The organism is Bradyrhizobium acaciae (assembly GCF_020889785.1).
GTDB lineage: Bacteria > Pseudomonadota > Alphaproteobacteria > Rhizobiales > Xanthobacteraceae > Bradyrhizobium > Bradyrhizobium acaciae.
This window is the reverse complement of the sequence record NZ_JACMYK010000174.1, coordinates 1-13,631: the sequence shown is the minus strand read 5'-3', so window position 1 is coordinate 13,631 and position 13,631 is coordinate 1. Positions and strand designations below refer to the sequence as shown.

General features: G+C 64.8%; 15 protein-coding genes and 1 pseudogene. 7 read left to right on the top strand and 9 right to left on the bottom strand.

Annotated elements, in window-relative coordinates:
- Positions 1 to 49: 49 nt before the first annotated feature.
- Positions 50 to 892 carry an MBL fold metallo-hydrolase gene (locus H8A92_RS36015; RefSeq protein WP_229200057.1) on the bottom strand — a complete coding sequence of 281 codons (843 nt, stop codon included), beginning with the start codon at positions 890 to 892 and terminating at the stop codon, positions 50 to 52.
- Positions 893 to 983: 91 nt separating this feature from the next.
- Here H8A92_RS36015 and H8A92_RS36010 point away from each other — a divergent pair, with 91 nt between their 5' ends.
- Positions 984 to 1,871 (top strand): LysR family transcriptional regulator, encoded by an 888-nt coding sequence (locus H8A92_RS36010; RefSeq protein ID WP_229200056.1) that lies wholly within the window; start codon positions 984 to 986, stop codon positions 1,869 to 1,871.
- On the opposite strand, the gene H8A92_RS36005 is transcribed toward H8A92_RS36010, so the two are convergent.
- Positions 1,840 to 2,607, bottom strand: a complete 768-nt coding sequence (locus H8A92_RS36005; RefSeq protein ID WP_229200055.1) for a hypothetical protein — start codon at positions 2,605 to 2,607, stop codon at positions 1,840 to 1,842. The genes H8A92_RS36010 and H8A92_RS36005 overlap by 32 nt on opposite strands.
- A 16-nt stretch (positions 2,608 to 2,623) precedes the next feature.
- Entirely contained in the window at positions 2,624 to 2,818 is a 195-nt protein-coding gene (locus tag H8A92_RS36000) for a hypothetical protein (RefSeq protein WP_163156621.1), read from the bottom strand.
- A gap of 295 nt (positions 2,819 to 3,113) precedes the next feature.
- Here H8A92_RS36000 and H8A92_RS35995 point away from each other — a divergent pair, with 295 nt between their 5' ends.
- Entirely contained in the window at positions 3,114 to 4,046 is a 933-nt protein-coding gene (locus H8A92_RS35995; RefSeq protein WP_229200054.1) for a DUF2336 domain-containing protein, read from the top strand.
- Between the two features lie 22 nt (positions 4,047 to 4,068).
- Here H8A92_RS35995 and H8A92_RS35990 read toward each other — a convergent pair whose 3' ends face one another.
- On the bottom strand, positions 4,069 to 5,175 hold the full coding sequence (locus tag H8A92_RS35990) for an NADH:flavin oxidoreductase (protein ID WP_229200053.1): 1,107 nt from the start codon (positions 5,173 to 5,175) through the stop codon (positions 4,069 to 4,071).
- A gap of 311 nt (positions 5,176 to 5,486) precedes the next feature.
- Positions 5,487 to 5,831, bottom strand: a complete 345-nt coding sequence (locus tag H8A92_RS35985) for a DUF1491 family protein (RefSeq protein WP_016841837.1) — start codon at positions 5,829 to 5,831, stop codon at positions 5,487 to 5,489.
- 213 nt (positions 5,832 to 6,044) lie between these two features.
- On the opposite strand from H8A92_RS35985, the gene H8A92_RS35980 reads away from it, so the two are divergent.
- From H8A92_RS35980 to H8A92_RS35970, 3 genes are all read left to right on the top strand, one after another.
- Positions 6,045 to 6,353, top strand: a complete 309-nt coding sequence (locus H8A92_RS35980) for a DUF1330 domain-containing protein (RefSeq protein WP_229200052.1) — start codon at positions 6,045 to 6,047, stop codon at positions 6,351 to 6,353.
- A 334-nt stretch (positions 6,354 to 6,687) separates the two neighbouring features.
- Positions 6,688 to 7,695, top strand: coding sequence for a VOC family protein (locus H8A92_RS35975; protein WP_229200051.1), 1,008 nt, complete (start codon positions 6,688 to 6,690; stop codon positions 7,693 to 7,695).
- Positions 7,696 to 8,017: 322 nt separating this feature from the next.
- Complete coding sequence (locus tag H8A92_RS35970) at positions 8,018 to 8,443, top strand: hypothetical protein (RefSeq protein ID WP_229200050.1); 426 nt, start codon at positions 8,018 to 8,020, stop codon at positions 8,441 to 8,443.
- A 176-nt stretch (positions 8,444 to 8,619) separates the two neighbouring features.
- Here H8A92_RS35970 and H8A92_RS35965 read toward each other — a convergent pair whose 3' ends face one another.
- A complete protein-coding gene (locus tag H8A92_RS35965) occupies positions 8,620 to 9,381 on the bottom strand; it encodes a peptidoglycan-binding domain-containing protein (protein ID WP_229200049.1) in 762 nt (253 codons plus the stop codon).
- On the bottom strand, positions 9,374 to 11,182 hold the full coding sequence (locus tag H8A92_RS35960; protein WP_229200048.1) for a sensor histidine kinase: 1,809 nt from the start codon (positions 11,180 to 11,182) through the stop codon (positions 9,374 to 9,376). The genes H8A92_RS35965 and H8A92_RS35960 overlap by 8 nt, the downstream gene beginning before the upstream one ends.
- A 423-nt stretch (positions 11,183 to 11,605) precedes the next feature.
- Here H8A92_RS35960 and H8A92_RS35955 point away from each other — a divergent pair, with 423 nt between their 5' ends.
- Both H8A92_RS35955 and H8A92_RS35950 read left to right on the top strand, forming a co-directional pair.
- Positions 11,606 to 11,989, top strand: coding sequence for a DUF5330 domain-containing protein (locus tag H8A92_RS35955; RefSeq protein ID WP_163157402.1), 384 nt, complete (start codon positions 11,606 to 11,608; stop codon positions 11,987 to 11,989).
- Positions 11,990 to 12,133: 144 nt separating this feature from the next.
- Positions 12,134 to 12,562 (top strand): SufE family protein, encoded by a 429-nt coding sequence (locus tag H8A92_RS35950; protein ID WP_229200047.1) that lies wholly within the window; start codon positions 12,134 to 12,136, stop codon positions 12,560 to 12,562.
- Between the two features lie 5 nt (positions 12,563 to 12,567).
- Here H8A92_RS35950 and H8A92_RS35945 read toward each other — a convergent pair whose 3' ends face one another.
- Both H8A92_RS35945 and H8A92_RS35940 read right to left on the bottom strand, forming a co-directional pair.
- On the bottom strand, positions 12,568 to 12,981 hold the full coding sequence (locus H8A92_RS35945) for a Ros/MucR family transcriptional regulator (protein ID WP_229200046.1): 414 nt from the start codon (positions 12,979 to 12,981) through the stop codon (positions 12,568 to 12,570).
- A 183-nt stretch (positions 12,982 to 13,164) separates the two neighbouring features.
- Positions 13,165 to 13,631, bottom strand: a pseudogene (locus H8A92_RS35940) (DUF308 domain-containing protein); the annotation flags it as partial.

Sequence of the window (13,631 nt, the reverse complement as noted above, 5' to 3'; positions counted from 1 at the left end):
CCCGCCGCCCCCTGCCCGCGCCGGCTCCGCCGCCGGCGGCGCGCAAGCGCTAGCTCGCAGCGAATGCGTGCCGGCCGCAGCGGCAGGTGTCGTAGTCGACGGGATCGTGGCTGTTGACGATCGTAACATCAGCGCCATGCGTCGCCTTCAATTGGCGCAGCCGTTCCTGGTTCTGGATTCGCGTCGCGCGATCCATATCCGCCCGGCGCTGGAACATGCCGAGCACCAGCGGGATCCGCGGCCGGGCCTCGAGCTGCGCGTGGTGGAAATAGGCATCGCCGGCGTGCAGCAGCCATTTGCCGTTGTCGCGCACCGCGATCCCGCAATGGCCGAGGGTGTGGCCCGGCAGCGGGATCATCAGGATATCAGGCTCGCGATCGCCGAGCGCGCGCACGCCCTTGAAGCCGAACCAGTCCTCGCCGCCGGCGCCATAGAACGCCCAGTCCGGCCCGTGCTTCCACTGCGCCGTGATGTAGCGCCCCTGCGGCGGCGCAACCTGGTTCGTCACCGCCATGTCGTATTCCCTTCGATGAACATGCACCTTGGCCTTCGGAAAATCAGGCACGCCACCGGCATGGTCGCGATCGAGATGGGTCAGCAGCAGATGGCGCACATCATCGGGCGAGAAGCCGAGCGCCTGCACCTGGCGCACCGCGGTCTCGGCCGGATCGAGCCGCGGCGTCGTCTGCCGCACCCATTTGCGCCCGAGCCGCGGCGGGTCGCCGATGTCGTCGAGCCCGATACCGGTATCGACCAGCACAAGCCCGTCATTGCTCTCGACCAGCAGGCAGTGACAGACCATCCGCGCGCGCTGGAAGATGCTGCCGCTGCCGTTCACGAGCCGCTTGCCGATCGGGCACATGGTGCCGGTGTTGAGATGGTGGATGCGCATGACAATTCCTCCGCTGTAACCAGCGCAGACTTGCCACCCGCCCATTCATAGGTAAAATATTGTCTTTCTATCGATACGATAGGATTGACCTATGGATATCCGCGAACTTCGCTACTTTGCCGCGGTCTACCGGGAGCGCAACCTGACTGCCGCGGCGAAGCGCTGCTTCATCTCGCAGCCATCGATCTCGGCGGCGATCACCAATCTCGAGGCCGAACTCGGCACCACGCTGTTCATCCGGCACAAGAAGGGCATGGCGCCAACGGAATCCGCGGCGCTGTTTCACGGCATCGCCCGCAGGATCATCGACGAGGCCGACGCGGCGCGAAACCTGTTTCGCAAGCCGGCGACGAAGCAAGCGCTGACGCTCGGCCTGTTGCGGACGCTCGACCAGGCCCGGACCATCACCCTGTTGAAGCCGCTGACGGGCAACGCCGACCTCGCGCTCCGGCTGGTCGGCGCCAACGACAAGGCCGACGCGCGGATCGTCGCCAAGACCATGATCAGCGCCGGCGAGCACTTCATCCCGCTCTGGAGCGAACGCTACGTCGCGGCGCTGCCGCCGTCGCATCCCCTCACCCTGAAGGAGACGCTGCGGACCACCGACTTCGCAGGCGTTCCGATGATCGATCGCTGCCATTGCGAGCAGCAGGAATTCTTCAAGCGCGCCTCACCGCCGCGCAAGCCGGTGGCGATCGCGGAATCGGAGGAATGGGCAATGGCGCTGGTTGCAGCCGGAGTTGGCGTTGCAATCGTCCCCGAAGGCGTTGCGCGCGGCAATCCTGATGTCGCAATGCGTATGATCGATGTCGACGTGACGCGCCAGGTCGGCCTCGCCTATCCCTCGTCGCGGCCGCCGTCGGATCCGCTGAAGGCGTTCATCGCGAGCCTGCCGCGGCAACCAAACGGCCGCCGCGTCGGATCAAAGCCAGGAAGGCGAAGCGGGCTTAGCCCTTTGTCACCACGGCATGGCCCGTGACCGGCGCGGAGATGAGCGGCACGCCGGCGGTGAGCCGCGCGAGCTCGTTGATCTGGCGTTCGGCGTCGGCGGCCATGCCGTCGGGGGCCTGGATCACCAGCCGCTCCAGCGCCCAGCGATAGGACGAGATCCGCCGCTCCAGGCTCTGCTGCACCCACTGCACGATCAGCGTGTTCTCTTCCATCCGCGCGACTGCATCGGCCCGCTCCTTCGGCGACACGTCGGCGATCATCTTGAGGCTGGCACTGCGCTTGCGGTCGAGCTCGATCACCTGGGCCGCCGTGGCGAAGAACGGTTCGAAACGGGTGATGTCGTCGCGAACCTCGTCGATCAACAGCGAATAGCGCGAGGCGAACGAGCGATGCGGCTCGTCGATCAGATTGCGGCCATACATCGTGCGATCGAACACGACGTTCTGCCGCCATGGCGCGGGCAGCGGCTGGTAGTCGCCGAACACGCTCTTCCACGCCGGCCGCGACAGCGGCGGCTCGATGAACTGATAGGCGAGATCGCGCAGCTGGCGCTCGTGTTCGGTGAGCTGGAATTGCGAAGCGTTCTTGCCGATGCTGCCGGTCGCCTCGGCGCCGAGCCAGCGATGCATGTCGTCGTTGCGGAAATCGGCACGGGTGCGGCCGAAATCGCCGCCGCTGCAGCCCGCGAGCGCCGAGCCCGCCAAGAGCAGGATCAGCGCCGGGAGTGACCGCCGAGCGGCGGTCCGCTGCGCAAACTGCGGCATTGCATGAGGTCCGCGATCAGGAGCGGCGTCGGCGACGGCGGCCCTGCGCAGTGCCCTGCTCCGGTCCGCGACCACCGCCGGTCTCTTCCGTCGTTCGCTCGATCCGGACGACGGGAAGGATCAGCACGGTCCCCACGCCTTCGCCGGCAGCACCGACAACGCTCGGCCGCCTTGCAGCCGCATCCGCCGGAAACTCAACGATGGTGCCCATGTTCCGTTCTCTCTGGCCCCGCACGGACATGATTTGCCCCGCGCACGCCGAGTTAAGAACGGGCATGGTTAATGACATGTTAAACTGTCGATACGGACGGTTACGGATATGGCGTTGTGCCTTAATGGACACGGGCAAATCCGAAGGTTTGCCTTCACGGGTTGTTTTCCTTAACTGCGTCTTAAAACAGCCTGCGTAGGCTCGCTGCCACAAGGTTTTCAAACCGAATCTTACTGGCAAGTCGCGTACGCCCGAGATGAGCGCAGCTCCGCTATTTCCTGGTTTCGATGGGCTGATGACGCTCTCCCGTCGCGAGGGCGTCGATATCCGCCCCACTTTGCTGCGCGTCCTGACCGACCTCTATGTGCAAGCGAGCGCGCACTCCGCCGATGAGGAGCGCCAGTTCGTCGAGCTGACGTCGCGCCTGATCGACGAGGTCGACGACGCCACCCGCGCCGCGGTCCGCGCACGGCTTGCGATCTATCCGGCAACGCCCGCCAGGATCATGGACAAGCTCGGGTTGCGGCGCGGCGGTCCGGACCAGCCGATGCCGGCGGCCACTCCAATTCCCGCCCCCACCCCCGCCGCGCTGCCGGCCAAGATCCCGACCGAAGCCGAGCTGCGGATGGCAGCGAGCCTTGCGATGCGGCCGAACGATGCCGCCGAAATCTCCGACATGTTCTTTGCCGCCAGCGCCAAGGAACGCGCGCAGATCCTGCACAATCTGCAGGAGACGCCGCTGAAGGCCGCCGCGCGGATTCCGGCTGCCCGCGCCGCGCGCGCGATCCATATCCTGGAGATGGCGGCATTTGCCGAGGACCTCGATAACTTCACGCTCGAACTCGGCGAGGCATTGATCCTGCCGTCGCGGATCGCGGCCGAGGTCGTCAACGATCCCGGCGGCGAGCCGCTCGCCTGCGCGATGCGGGCGCTTGACGTGTCGAGCGCCGCGTTCCAGCGCATCCTCATGTTCCTCAATCCCGAAGCCGGCTCGTCGGTCAACTATGTCTACCGGCTGTCGCGGCTCTACGATCGCCTGAGCGAGCGCTCGGCGCTGGTGATGCTGGCGGCATGGCGCGGCTCGACCATGGCGGTGGCGCGCAACAAGTATCGCTCGTCGCTCTATGACGACGAGCGCCATCGCGTCCGCGCAACGACGTCGCAGACGCGCTCCGCGGTGCAGCCCGGCAACGCGCCCGCCATCCGCAACCAGAAATCCGGTAGCTAAGGCGCGCCCATCGCGCTTTAGATTAGCTGAGGGTGGCGAACGCAGCCGGCGTGAACGCGGCGATCTCGCGACCTTGCCGTACTTTCTCAAGCCAGCCTGCATCCTGCAGCAACGCGCGTCCGACCGCGACCAGGTCGAACTCGCCGCGTTCCAGCCGCGTGAGCAGCCCATCCAGCGGCATGGATTGGGCGCTCTCGCCCGCAAGGGATGCGTAGACATCACCAGACAGGCCGACGGCGCCCACCGTTATCGCGGTGACCCCCGTGAGCTTCTTCGCCCAGCCGGCAAGGTTCAGCTCCCGATCGATCTCGGGGAAAGCGGGCTGCCAGAACGTCGGCTGCGAGAGGTGGAAGGCATCCGCTCCAGCGTCGACAAGGACGGAAAGCCACTGTTCCAGTGCCTTCGGCGTCGCGGCCAGCCGTGCATTGAAGTCTTTCGGCTTCCATTGTGAGAGGCGGAGAATCACCGGGAAGCCCGAGCTCACCACCGACCGGATTGCGTTCAGAATCTCGACCACGAAGCGAGAACGCTCGACGAGCGTCGAGCCACCGTATTCGTCGTCGCGCAAGTTGAGATGGTCGTAGAAGAACTGATTGATGAGGTAGCCGTGCGCCCCCATCAGCTCGATGCCGTCGAAGCCGAGCCGCTCGGCATCCATCGCAGCTTTCGCGAACGCGTCGATGATGTCGGCCACGTCGGCCTCGCTCATCGGTTGATTGGCGCGCTCGCCTGTCACTGACAGCCCCGAGGGACTTTCATAGGGCGCCGGGGGTGTCCAGTCCGGCGCCGCATTCGAGCGCTTATGTCCCACATGAACGAGCTGCGGCACGATGCGCCCACCTGCTGCGTGAACCTCGTCCACCACTTGCTTCCAGCCGGCGAGCGCCGCCTCACCGTGGAAGTGGGGCATATTGGGCTCGTTGAGTGCGGCCGGACGACCGACCCCTGTTCCCTCCGTGATGATGAGACCGACGCCGTTCTCTGCGCGGCGGCGATAATAGCTGGCGACATCGGCGGTGGGTACGCCACCCGGAGACATCGATCGCGTCATCGGAGCCATCACGACACGGTTCGGCAGGTTGAGAGCATTCAGGCGGTAGGGTCTGAACAGGACGTCAGGACTGGACATGGGATGTTTCCGGGGCGCGAGAGACAGGCGAGCAGAGTGCGCGGATGCGCTCACCGGCTCGCCCTTGGCCGGGTAACTAGGGTCGCGGACTGCCGAACGGGACTACGTTTCGTTCGACAACGGCTGTGCATCGGCGCACCAGTCCGATCGACCGCAGCATCGTTTGGCCGCGTCGCGCGGCCCCGAGGGGCCCGGCGGTCGTGTCCGGATCAGGGCCGGGCGCGAAGTCGTTGGATGTCGGAATTTGCTCCGCCGTTGCGGAGCAAGCGGACATCAGATGCGCCCGCTTCCCGAGCAGCCGAGGTTGCGCCCTAGCCCTTCGCCAGATCGAGGAAGTGCCGCCCGGCGCGGTCCTCGGTCTCGACGATCCAGGCGTCGGGATCGAAGCGGAGCTCCTTGGTCAACCGCTCCTCGACCGACGGCTCGGACACCGGCTGCGGCGCCGTCGGCACGAACAGCCGCTCGACCGGGCGGCTGTCGTCATAGACCGTCTGCGGCGCCGGCGCATACAGCATCGCATTGCCGTCCATCAGCGCCACCTTGACGAACACGGCGCCGGCCTCTTCGGCGCCCTTCTTGCGGACTGCGCCGAACACGCCCTCGGTCTGGCAGCGGCGCAGATACGCGGCGACCCATATGCTGGTTTTCAATCGCATGCGCCGACCTATAGGCCAGCAGCACGGCCTCGTCCAATCGTCACAGATGTCATGCGCCGACGGGTGCGTTGCCGTGCCTCCGATGCTCTGAACTTACTTCCGCTTTCGGCGGCATAGCGGACTTGCAACCCGACGGAACCATCGGCACCGCAGAGCAATTTAACCCCCAGTGGCCCCCTTTTGATGTGAGAATGCAAAGATGAGGAGGACAACATGCCGAAGGGGTATTGGATCGGGCGCATCGATGTGATCAAACCCGAATACACCAAAGCCTACGGCCCCGCCCTCGCGGCGGTGCTCCGCAAATACGACGCGAAATTCCGGGTGCGCGGCGGCACCTTCGAGGCGGTGGAGGGCAAGGCGCGCGGCCGCAACATCGTGATCGAGTTCAAGGACTACGAAACCGCGCTCGCCTGCTACCGCTCACCCGAATACACCAAGGCGAGGGCACTGCGCGCGGGCGCCGTGGACATCGATATCATCGTGATCGAAGGCTACGACGGCCCGCAGCCCACGGATTGAGCCCGCTTTGGCGGCGCGCACCACGCAGGAGGCCGCCGCAGTCGGCGGTCTCTTCATTCCTCCGCGGTGCGCAGAACCATGAGAGCGATCATACTCGCTGCCGCTCCTGCGTCCGACACTCTCTCGGGGATGGAGTCCGGTTTTGGCTCCCTTAGCTGACGTGTCGGCCGGAGCGCTGGATATCCGCTTTTGACCCCCTGTGGACTCTCGGGCTGAACGGAGCCGAAATGAACCTTTCGCGCCGCGCGCAGACAACTCTGTGTGCCGGCGCGCGGACGGCTGCCGGTGAGCTTGGAGCAGTTGCCACGTAAGGGGTTTTCAAAAGGGGCGCATCATGGAAATCCAGGCATTCGGATATCTCGGAGTCGGAACGGCGAAGCTGGACGACTGGACCGGATTGGCAACGAAGGGCCTCGGCATGGAGGCCGTCGACCGCGGCGGCGGCACGCGAGCCTTCCGCATGGATGACCGAACGCAGCGCCTTGTGCTCGACGGCCAATTGCCCGATGGCACGAACTATTTCGGCTGGGAGGTCGCGAACGCCGACGCGCTGGATGCTCTTGCTGCAAGGTTGGAGCGGGCCGGCGTTGCTGTGCGGCGCGAGCCGGCTTCGCTTGCCGACCAGCGTTTTGTATCCGGGTTGATTTCGTTCCGCGATCCGTCCGGCAATCGTCTGGAGGCGTTCCATGGCGCGGCCATTGCCGATACGCCGTTTCGTCCCAGCCGCCTGATTTCGGGATTTCGCGCCGGTCCGCTCGGGATGGGACACGTTCTAGTCACGGTGCAGGACATCGACGCTGCGCTGGCTTTTTACCGCGACCTGCTCGGCTTTCGCATCAGCGATTACTCGCTCGCGCCGGTCAAGGCTTATTTTCTCCACGTCAATCCAAGGCACCACAGCATTGCCCTCGTCCAGGCGCCGGTGAATGTCCTCAACCATCTCATGGTCGAACTGTATTCGCTCGACGACGTCGGTCAGGGCTACGACCTGGCTCTGATGGATCGCGAGAAGATTGTCGCCACGCTTGGCCGCCACAGCAATGATTTCATGACGTCGTTTTACATGCGCACGCCATCCGAGTTTTTCATCGAATATGGCTGGGGTGGACGCGAGGTCGACGACGCCACTTGGCAGCCCCACGAGGTGGACACGCTGGCGAGCTTCTGGGGACATGATGGATTGTTCAGGGCCGTCGGCGCCGAAGACCCGCCAGTTGAGTTGCGACACGATTCACAGAACCGACAAAGGCGGGCGCCGGTCCAGGTCATGGAAGGAAATTACACGCCCGTCAAAGGGGTCTGCGCCTGGTGGGATGCAATGACTGAGCAGCGCCGGCAATGACACCGGAGCGACAGACGGGGCGATCGCATCAAGTCGTCTTTCCGACGACAAGATGCTCCGGTAGCTGACAAGGTTTCCATGCGCCGCCGCGGCTGTTGGCCCATAGCGAAGTAATGCCTGTCTGATGGAGGTCCGCTTATTCGGGCATAACGGACTAGATTTTTCTCACCCTGAGTTCTTCGCATTTTGACCCGATTGAGACATCGCTCCGCGGCTGCCTGCTTGCTCGTTCCCAAGAAAAGTTGACTCAGATCAACATGGCTCGCACGAGATCGCGTTACTTGCGAGCCGGTTCGGGAGGCGTTACCTCAAGGAGGAGCAAATGAAGCCACTTTCTGAACAACTCGCTGAATTGTCGGTGCACGCAAAAAATACCGAAGCTGCCTTTGCTGCCGCACAAAAGGAAGCGCGTGACAAGATCGAAGCGCGGAAGGCAGAGGCGCTTTCGGCTGCAAAGATGGCAGTCGAAAAGGTGAGCCAGCAAATCAAGTCGGTCGGCGAGTCTGCCGGCAGAGACAGGCAAGCGCTGCAAGCAAAAATCACCGCGGACGTGAACACCTTGAAGGCGTACGCGCTCCAGGCAAAGCATGATATCAAGGCCAACCTCGCCGCGGAGCGCGCAACGCTTCTGGAAGAAGACGCCGGTTTCGCGATCGATTACGCCATAGCCTCGGTTGAACAGGCACAACTCGCCGTCCTCGACGCGGTCGACGCTCGCCGCGCCGCCGAGCAAGCTAGGCGCAGTTAGCATCAGGAACTCTGCAAACCGAGGCCGCCTCGGTTGGCGGCCTCTTTCACATCAGGCCAAGCTGCGACGTCGCTATTGGCCCATCGCGTCATTTGGCTGCGCTGCAACTTTGGTTGCCACCCGCGCATAGCGGACTCCGGTAAGCCCTCCGAACGGCAGATTTATGGGCTCGCGGCCTACTCGATCGAGTGCCCGATCATCGTGCCGAGTTCACGCACCAGGCGATCCGACATCTGGCCGGTCACCGGCAGCTTGCGCGCGCGCTCGAACTTCGCGATCGCGTGCTGGGTATCGGCGCCGATCGTGCCGGTCGGCTTGAGCTGGCCGTAGCCATACTCCGTCAGCGTCCGCTGAACCGCGGCGATGCGCTTGCCTGCCGGGCTCAGATGCGCAGTCGGGATCGGCGCCGGCGGACGAATGACGCTGGATGGCGCGGCGGCCGGGGATGAGGCAGCGGCCGGCGGGGCGGCGGTCGACTTCAGCACCAGGTTGGCCATCGGATCGACCGGCTTCGCTTCAACCGGCTTCGGCTCCGGCTTGGCTTCGACGGACCGGGTCTCGGCCGGCCTGGTCTCAACCGGCTTCACATCGACCGTCCTGGTCGTCTCCATCGCGGCTGGCTCGGCCGAGCGCACTGCGGCCTCGGCCGGACGCGGGCGCGGCATCGGGCTGGCGGCCGCGACAGCTGGAGGCGGCGGCAGCGTCACCACCGAACCGCCGAACATCGGCGACGGATGCCGGCCGGCCTGCAGGAACAGCGCATTGATCAGGATCGCAACGACGGCAGACAATGCCAGCACGCCGGCGACCAGATCCTTCGGACTATGCAGCAGCAGACGCAGCACGAGGCCGCGCTCTTCCTCGGCCGCGATGGCAACTGCCTTGGCGCCGCGGCGACGGCGCGGCGTTTCGTCGTCGTCCAAAGTCTGTCTAGGCACTCTTCTTCACCTGATGGGTTTGCTCTTGTAGTCCGGATCGCAGCGCGGGCTTCAGGGTCGATACATTGCTCGCTGGTTCAACGGCGACCGGCGGGGTGAACGCCAGCGGCAGCGCGACCGACACAATGGTGCCCTCGCCCACCTTGCTCTCCACGTTCATTTCGCCATGATGCAGGCTAACCAGCCCCTTCACGATCGAAAGGCCGAGGCCCGTGCCTTCGTGGCGGCGCTGATAGGTCTTGCCGGCCTGGAAGAACGGATCGCCAATCCGCTTGAGATCGTCGGCGGCGATGCCGACGCCGGTGTCCGAGACACGCAGCAGCAGCCGCGATCCCTCGACGCCGGCCGACACAGTGACCTTGCCGCCGCGCTCGGTGAACTTGATGGCGTTGGAAACGAGATTGAGGACGATCTGCTTGAACGCGCGCGGGTCGCCGTTCACGACCGGCAAATCGTCGGGCACGCGGGTGACGAGGTCGACGCCGCTCTCGCGTGCCTTCAACGCCATCAGGTTGCAGCAATTGAGCAGCGCCGGCCGCGGCGCAAACGGCTCCGGCGATATCTCGAAATTGCCGGACTCCATCTTTGACATGTCGAGGATGCCGTTGACGACGGACAGCAGATGCTGGCCGGAGTCGTTGATGAGCTGGGCGTATTCCTTGCGGCGGGCCGCGTCGAGCCCGAGCACGTCCTCCTGCGCGATCATCTCGGAGAAGCCGATGATGGCGTTGAGCGGGGTACGCAGTTCGTGGCTCATGGTGGCAAGGAAACGCGTCTTCGACGCGTCGGCCTGTTCGGCTGCGTTGCGCGCCTGCTCGAGCGCCTGCTCCTGCACCTTGCGATCGGTCACGTCGCGGATCACGGCGACGACCTCGGCATCGGCCGCGGTCCGGTCGAGCGGACGGCAGCGCATCTCGACCCAGATGAATTCGGCGGTCTCGCCGCGCGCTGCGTCGCGACGCACGCGGAACTCGACGCTGCGAGGCTCGCCGCGCGCCGCGTCCGACAGCGCGGTGAGATAGGCCGGGCGATCGGCGACATGAACGCGGTCGAACAGGCCGTGGGCCAGCAGCCGCGATGCCGGCACGCCGAGCATGATCTCGACCGCAGGCGAGATGAAGCGGACCGCGCCGTTGCGGCTGTGCCGCGACAGCACGTCGCTCATGTTATGCGCGAGCAGGCGGTAGCGCTCCTCCTCGATGAAGAGCAGCGCCACGCTGGTGCGCGCCAGCGACTCCGCACCGAAGGCGAGCCCCGCCGCGTAGAAGATCGCCGACACGACGCCGAAACCGGCCAGCGTGCTGTTCGATGCAACCGCGGGATCGACCGCCGGCAATATGTGATAATGGCCAAGCACGCTGAGCAGCGCCGCGCAGATCATCGCCAGCGCAAACGCAAAGGCCACCACGCGGCGCGAGGCCGACAGCGCCGCCTCGATCGGAATGACGACGAGCCACACCGCGGCGAACGACGCGATACCACCGGTCGACGCCGCGATCATCATCACGAGACCGGCAAGCGCCAGTGACGACAGCACATGCGCGCCTTCATAGCGGCCGGTGCGCGACAGGAACCAGGACAGCAGGATCGGCGCGATCAGCCAGGCGAAGGCCGCGACCTCGATCGCCGTCGGCGCGCCGCGCATCGCCAGGAAGGCAGGGAACGAAGCCAGCGCCGCCAGGCTGCCGAGCAGCCGCGGCGCCATGAAGGCACGGTGCCGCGCACGCGTCAGCGCATCATATTGCGCCGACGGATGCAGCAGCGCATCCAGGCAATCGCGGATCAGACTCAAACTACTCACAGCACTCGCGCTTCGGCTCAATCGTCAGTTGGACGCGCCGGAACGCCTCCTTGGTGATTGCAGGTCAACGTGTCAGAGCGAACTTAAGCGAACGCTAAGGCGGGGCGACCTGCTGCCAAACACCGTGCATTGGTGAGGGTTCGATGCTGCTATTCACCGGTCAATTGACGGGGATGGTGAACGGCTGGTTTCCGGATGCGACGTTCTATGGTTTCGAAATGGTGGACGCTTTGCATGCGGCACCATCCGCGGCCATCAATCGAAAATTTACGGCGAATCAATTCAGGCGAATTTTCCGCGATTTTCCGGCGGATTTACTTCAATGCAGATACTTCCGATTTATCGACCGGTGCTACCTCTGAGGCAAACAGCGGCCTCGACCGCGCAAGAAGCAAAGACAAGATAGACGACCGGGATCGCGCCATGTTCTTCCTGCTGCGTTTGGCTTTCTGGCTCGGGCTGGTGCTCGTGCTGCTGCCGAGAGACAAAACACCTGAAGCGGACAAGACGCCGCAGATCAGCGCATCGGACGCGGTGTCGGCCGCGACCGCGACGATCAACGACATGGGTCAATTCTGCAAACGTCAGCCGTCCGCCTGTGAAGTCGGCGGCCAGGCCGCGACCGCGATCGGCCAGCGCGCCACCGATGGCGCCCGCAAGATCTACCAGATCATCACCGACAAGAAGCCGCCCGACCACACCGGCTCGATCGGCAAGGACGATACCGATTCCGCGCTTGCCGCATCCCGCGACACGCTGACCGCGGACGACCAGACGATCGAATTCCGCCTGCCGCCGACGCCGTGAGCGCAAACCAGAGCGCTTTCGAGCGAGCCCGATACCGGTTCGCGTGAGGAAAACGCGTCAAAACCACTGGGAACCGGTTCCATTTTCGTCGCTTTCGCGGCCCGCCTTCCTATATAAGCCGTTAAGGACAGGACGCGGACCACGATGACGACGATCGACGAAATCAGGGACAATTTTGCGCTGCTGGACGAGTGGGATGACCGCTACCGCTACGTCATCGAACTCGGCCGCACACTCGAGCCCTTGTCGGAGGCCGAGCACTCGGCCGAGAACAAGGTGCAGGGCTGCGTCAGCCAGGTCTGGCTGTCGAAGCGGGTCGAGCGCGATGCCAATGGCGAACCGCGCCTGATCTATGTCGGCGACAGCGATGCCCATATCGTGCGCGGCCTGGTCGCGATCGTGCTGACGCTGTTTTCGGGGCACACGCCGAAGGACATCCTCGCGACCGACGCGCTCGCGTTGTTCGACGAATTCGGCTTCCGCGACCATTTGACGCCGCAGCGCTCCAACGGCCTCCGCTCGATGGTCGATCGCATCCGCAACGATGCGCGCGAGGCGCTGGCGTCCGCGTAAGTTTCTTACTTCCGCTTCCGCGCCTGCTGGCCCAGTCCCATCTTCTTGGCGAGCTGCGATCGCGCCACCGCATAGTTCGGCGCCACCATCGGATAGTCGGCCGGCAGCCCCCATTTGTCGCGATACTGCTCCGGCGTCATGTTGTACTGGGTGCGCAGATGGCGCTTCAGCGACTTGAAGCGCTTGCCGTCCTCGAGACACACCAGATATTCGGGCGTGATCGACTTCTTCATCGACACCGCTGGCTTGGCCGGCTCGCTCGGCGTGTCGGTGCGCCCGCTCGACACACGCTGCAAGGCGGCGTGGACCTGGCTGATCAGGTTCGGAATGTCCGAGGCCGGCGTCGGATTGTTGCTGAGATAGGCCGAAACGATGTTGGCGGTCAGCTCGACCGGCGTTTTGCCTGGCGTATCGGACATGGCTCAACCTTCCCCGTGCTCTCGACGGCGCGGCGTTGCGGGCCGTTCGGACAGTATCCGAGGGCGAAAATACATTAATAGAATCGCGTACTACTTCGCGAATATGATCGGATTACAGGAAATCTGACAAGAACGCCCGTGTTTTAGACTTCGGGCCGCACGCTCGCAAGTATTCCGGTAGATCTACGGCCGCTGCTCCAGATGCGAGCGGAGCTCGTCGATCGAGGCGAACCGCATCATGCCTTCGGGCATTTGCGCCTCGATCGATCCATCCGAATAGAGCGAATAGGCCATGCCGTCCACCACGCCCGATTTGAGCACGGTCACGGGGGGCTGCTCCTGAGGCGGCGGCGGATGGCCAGACGACGGCAAGGCGGCGGGCGACTGGATCTCGCCGAAGGTTGACGGCCGGGGCGTGCGCCGCGGGGCGACATCGACCGACCTCGGCCGGTCGGCCTTCGGCCAGGCATCGTCGAACGTGGCCGGCGCGGGTTCGGCCGAAGCGGCCGGGCCCGGACGCAGCTCCGGCGACAACAGATCCGGCGTCAGCGGCTCGGCGGCACGCGTCTGGCTCCGCTCACGCTCCTTCCGCGAGGATGAGAACAGCAGGTTGCGCCGCTTCGGCGGCGCTGCATCGTCCGCCGGCGTTG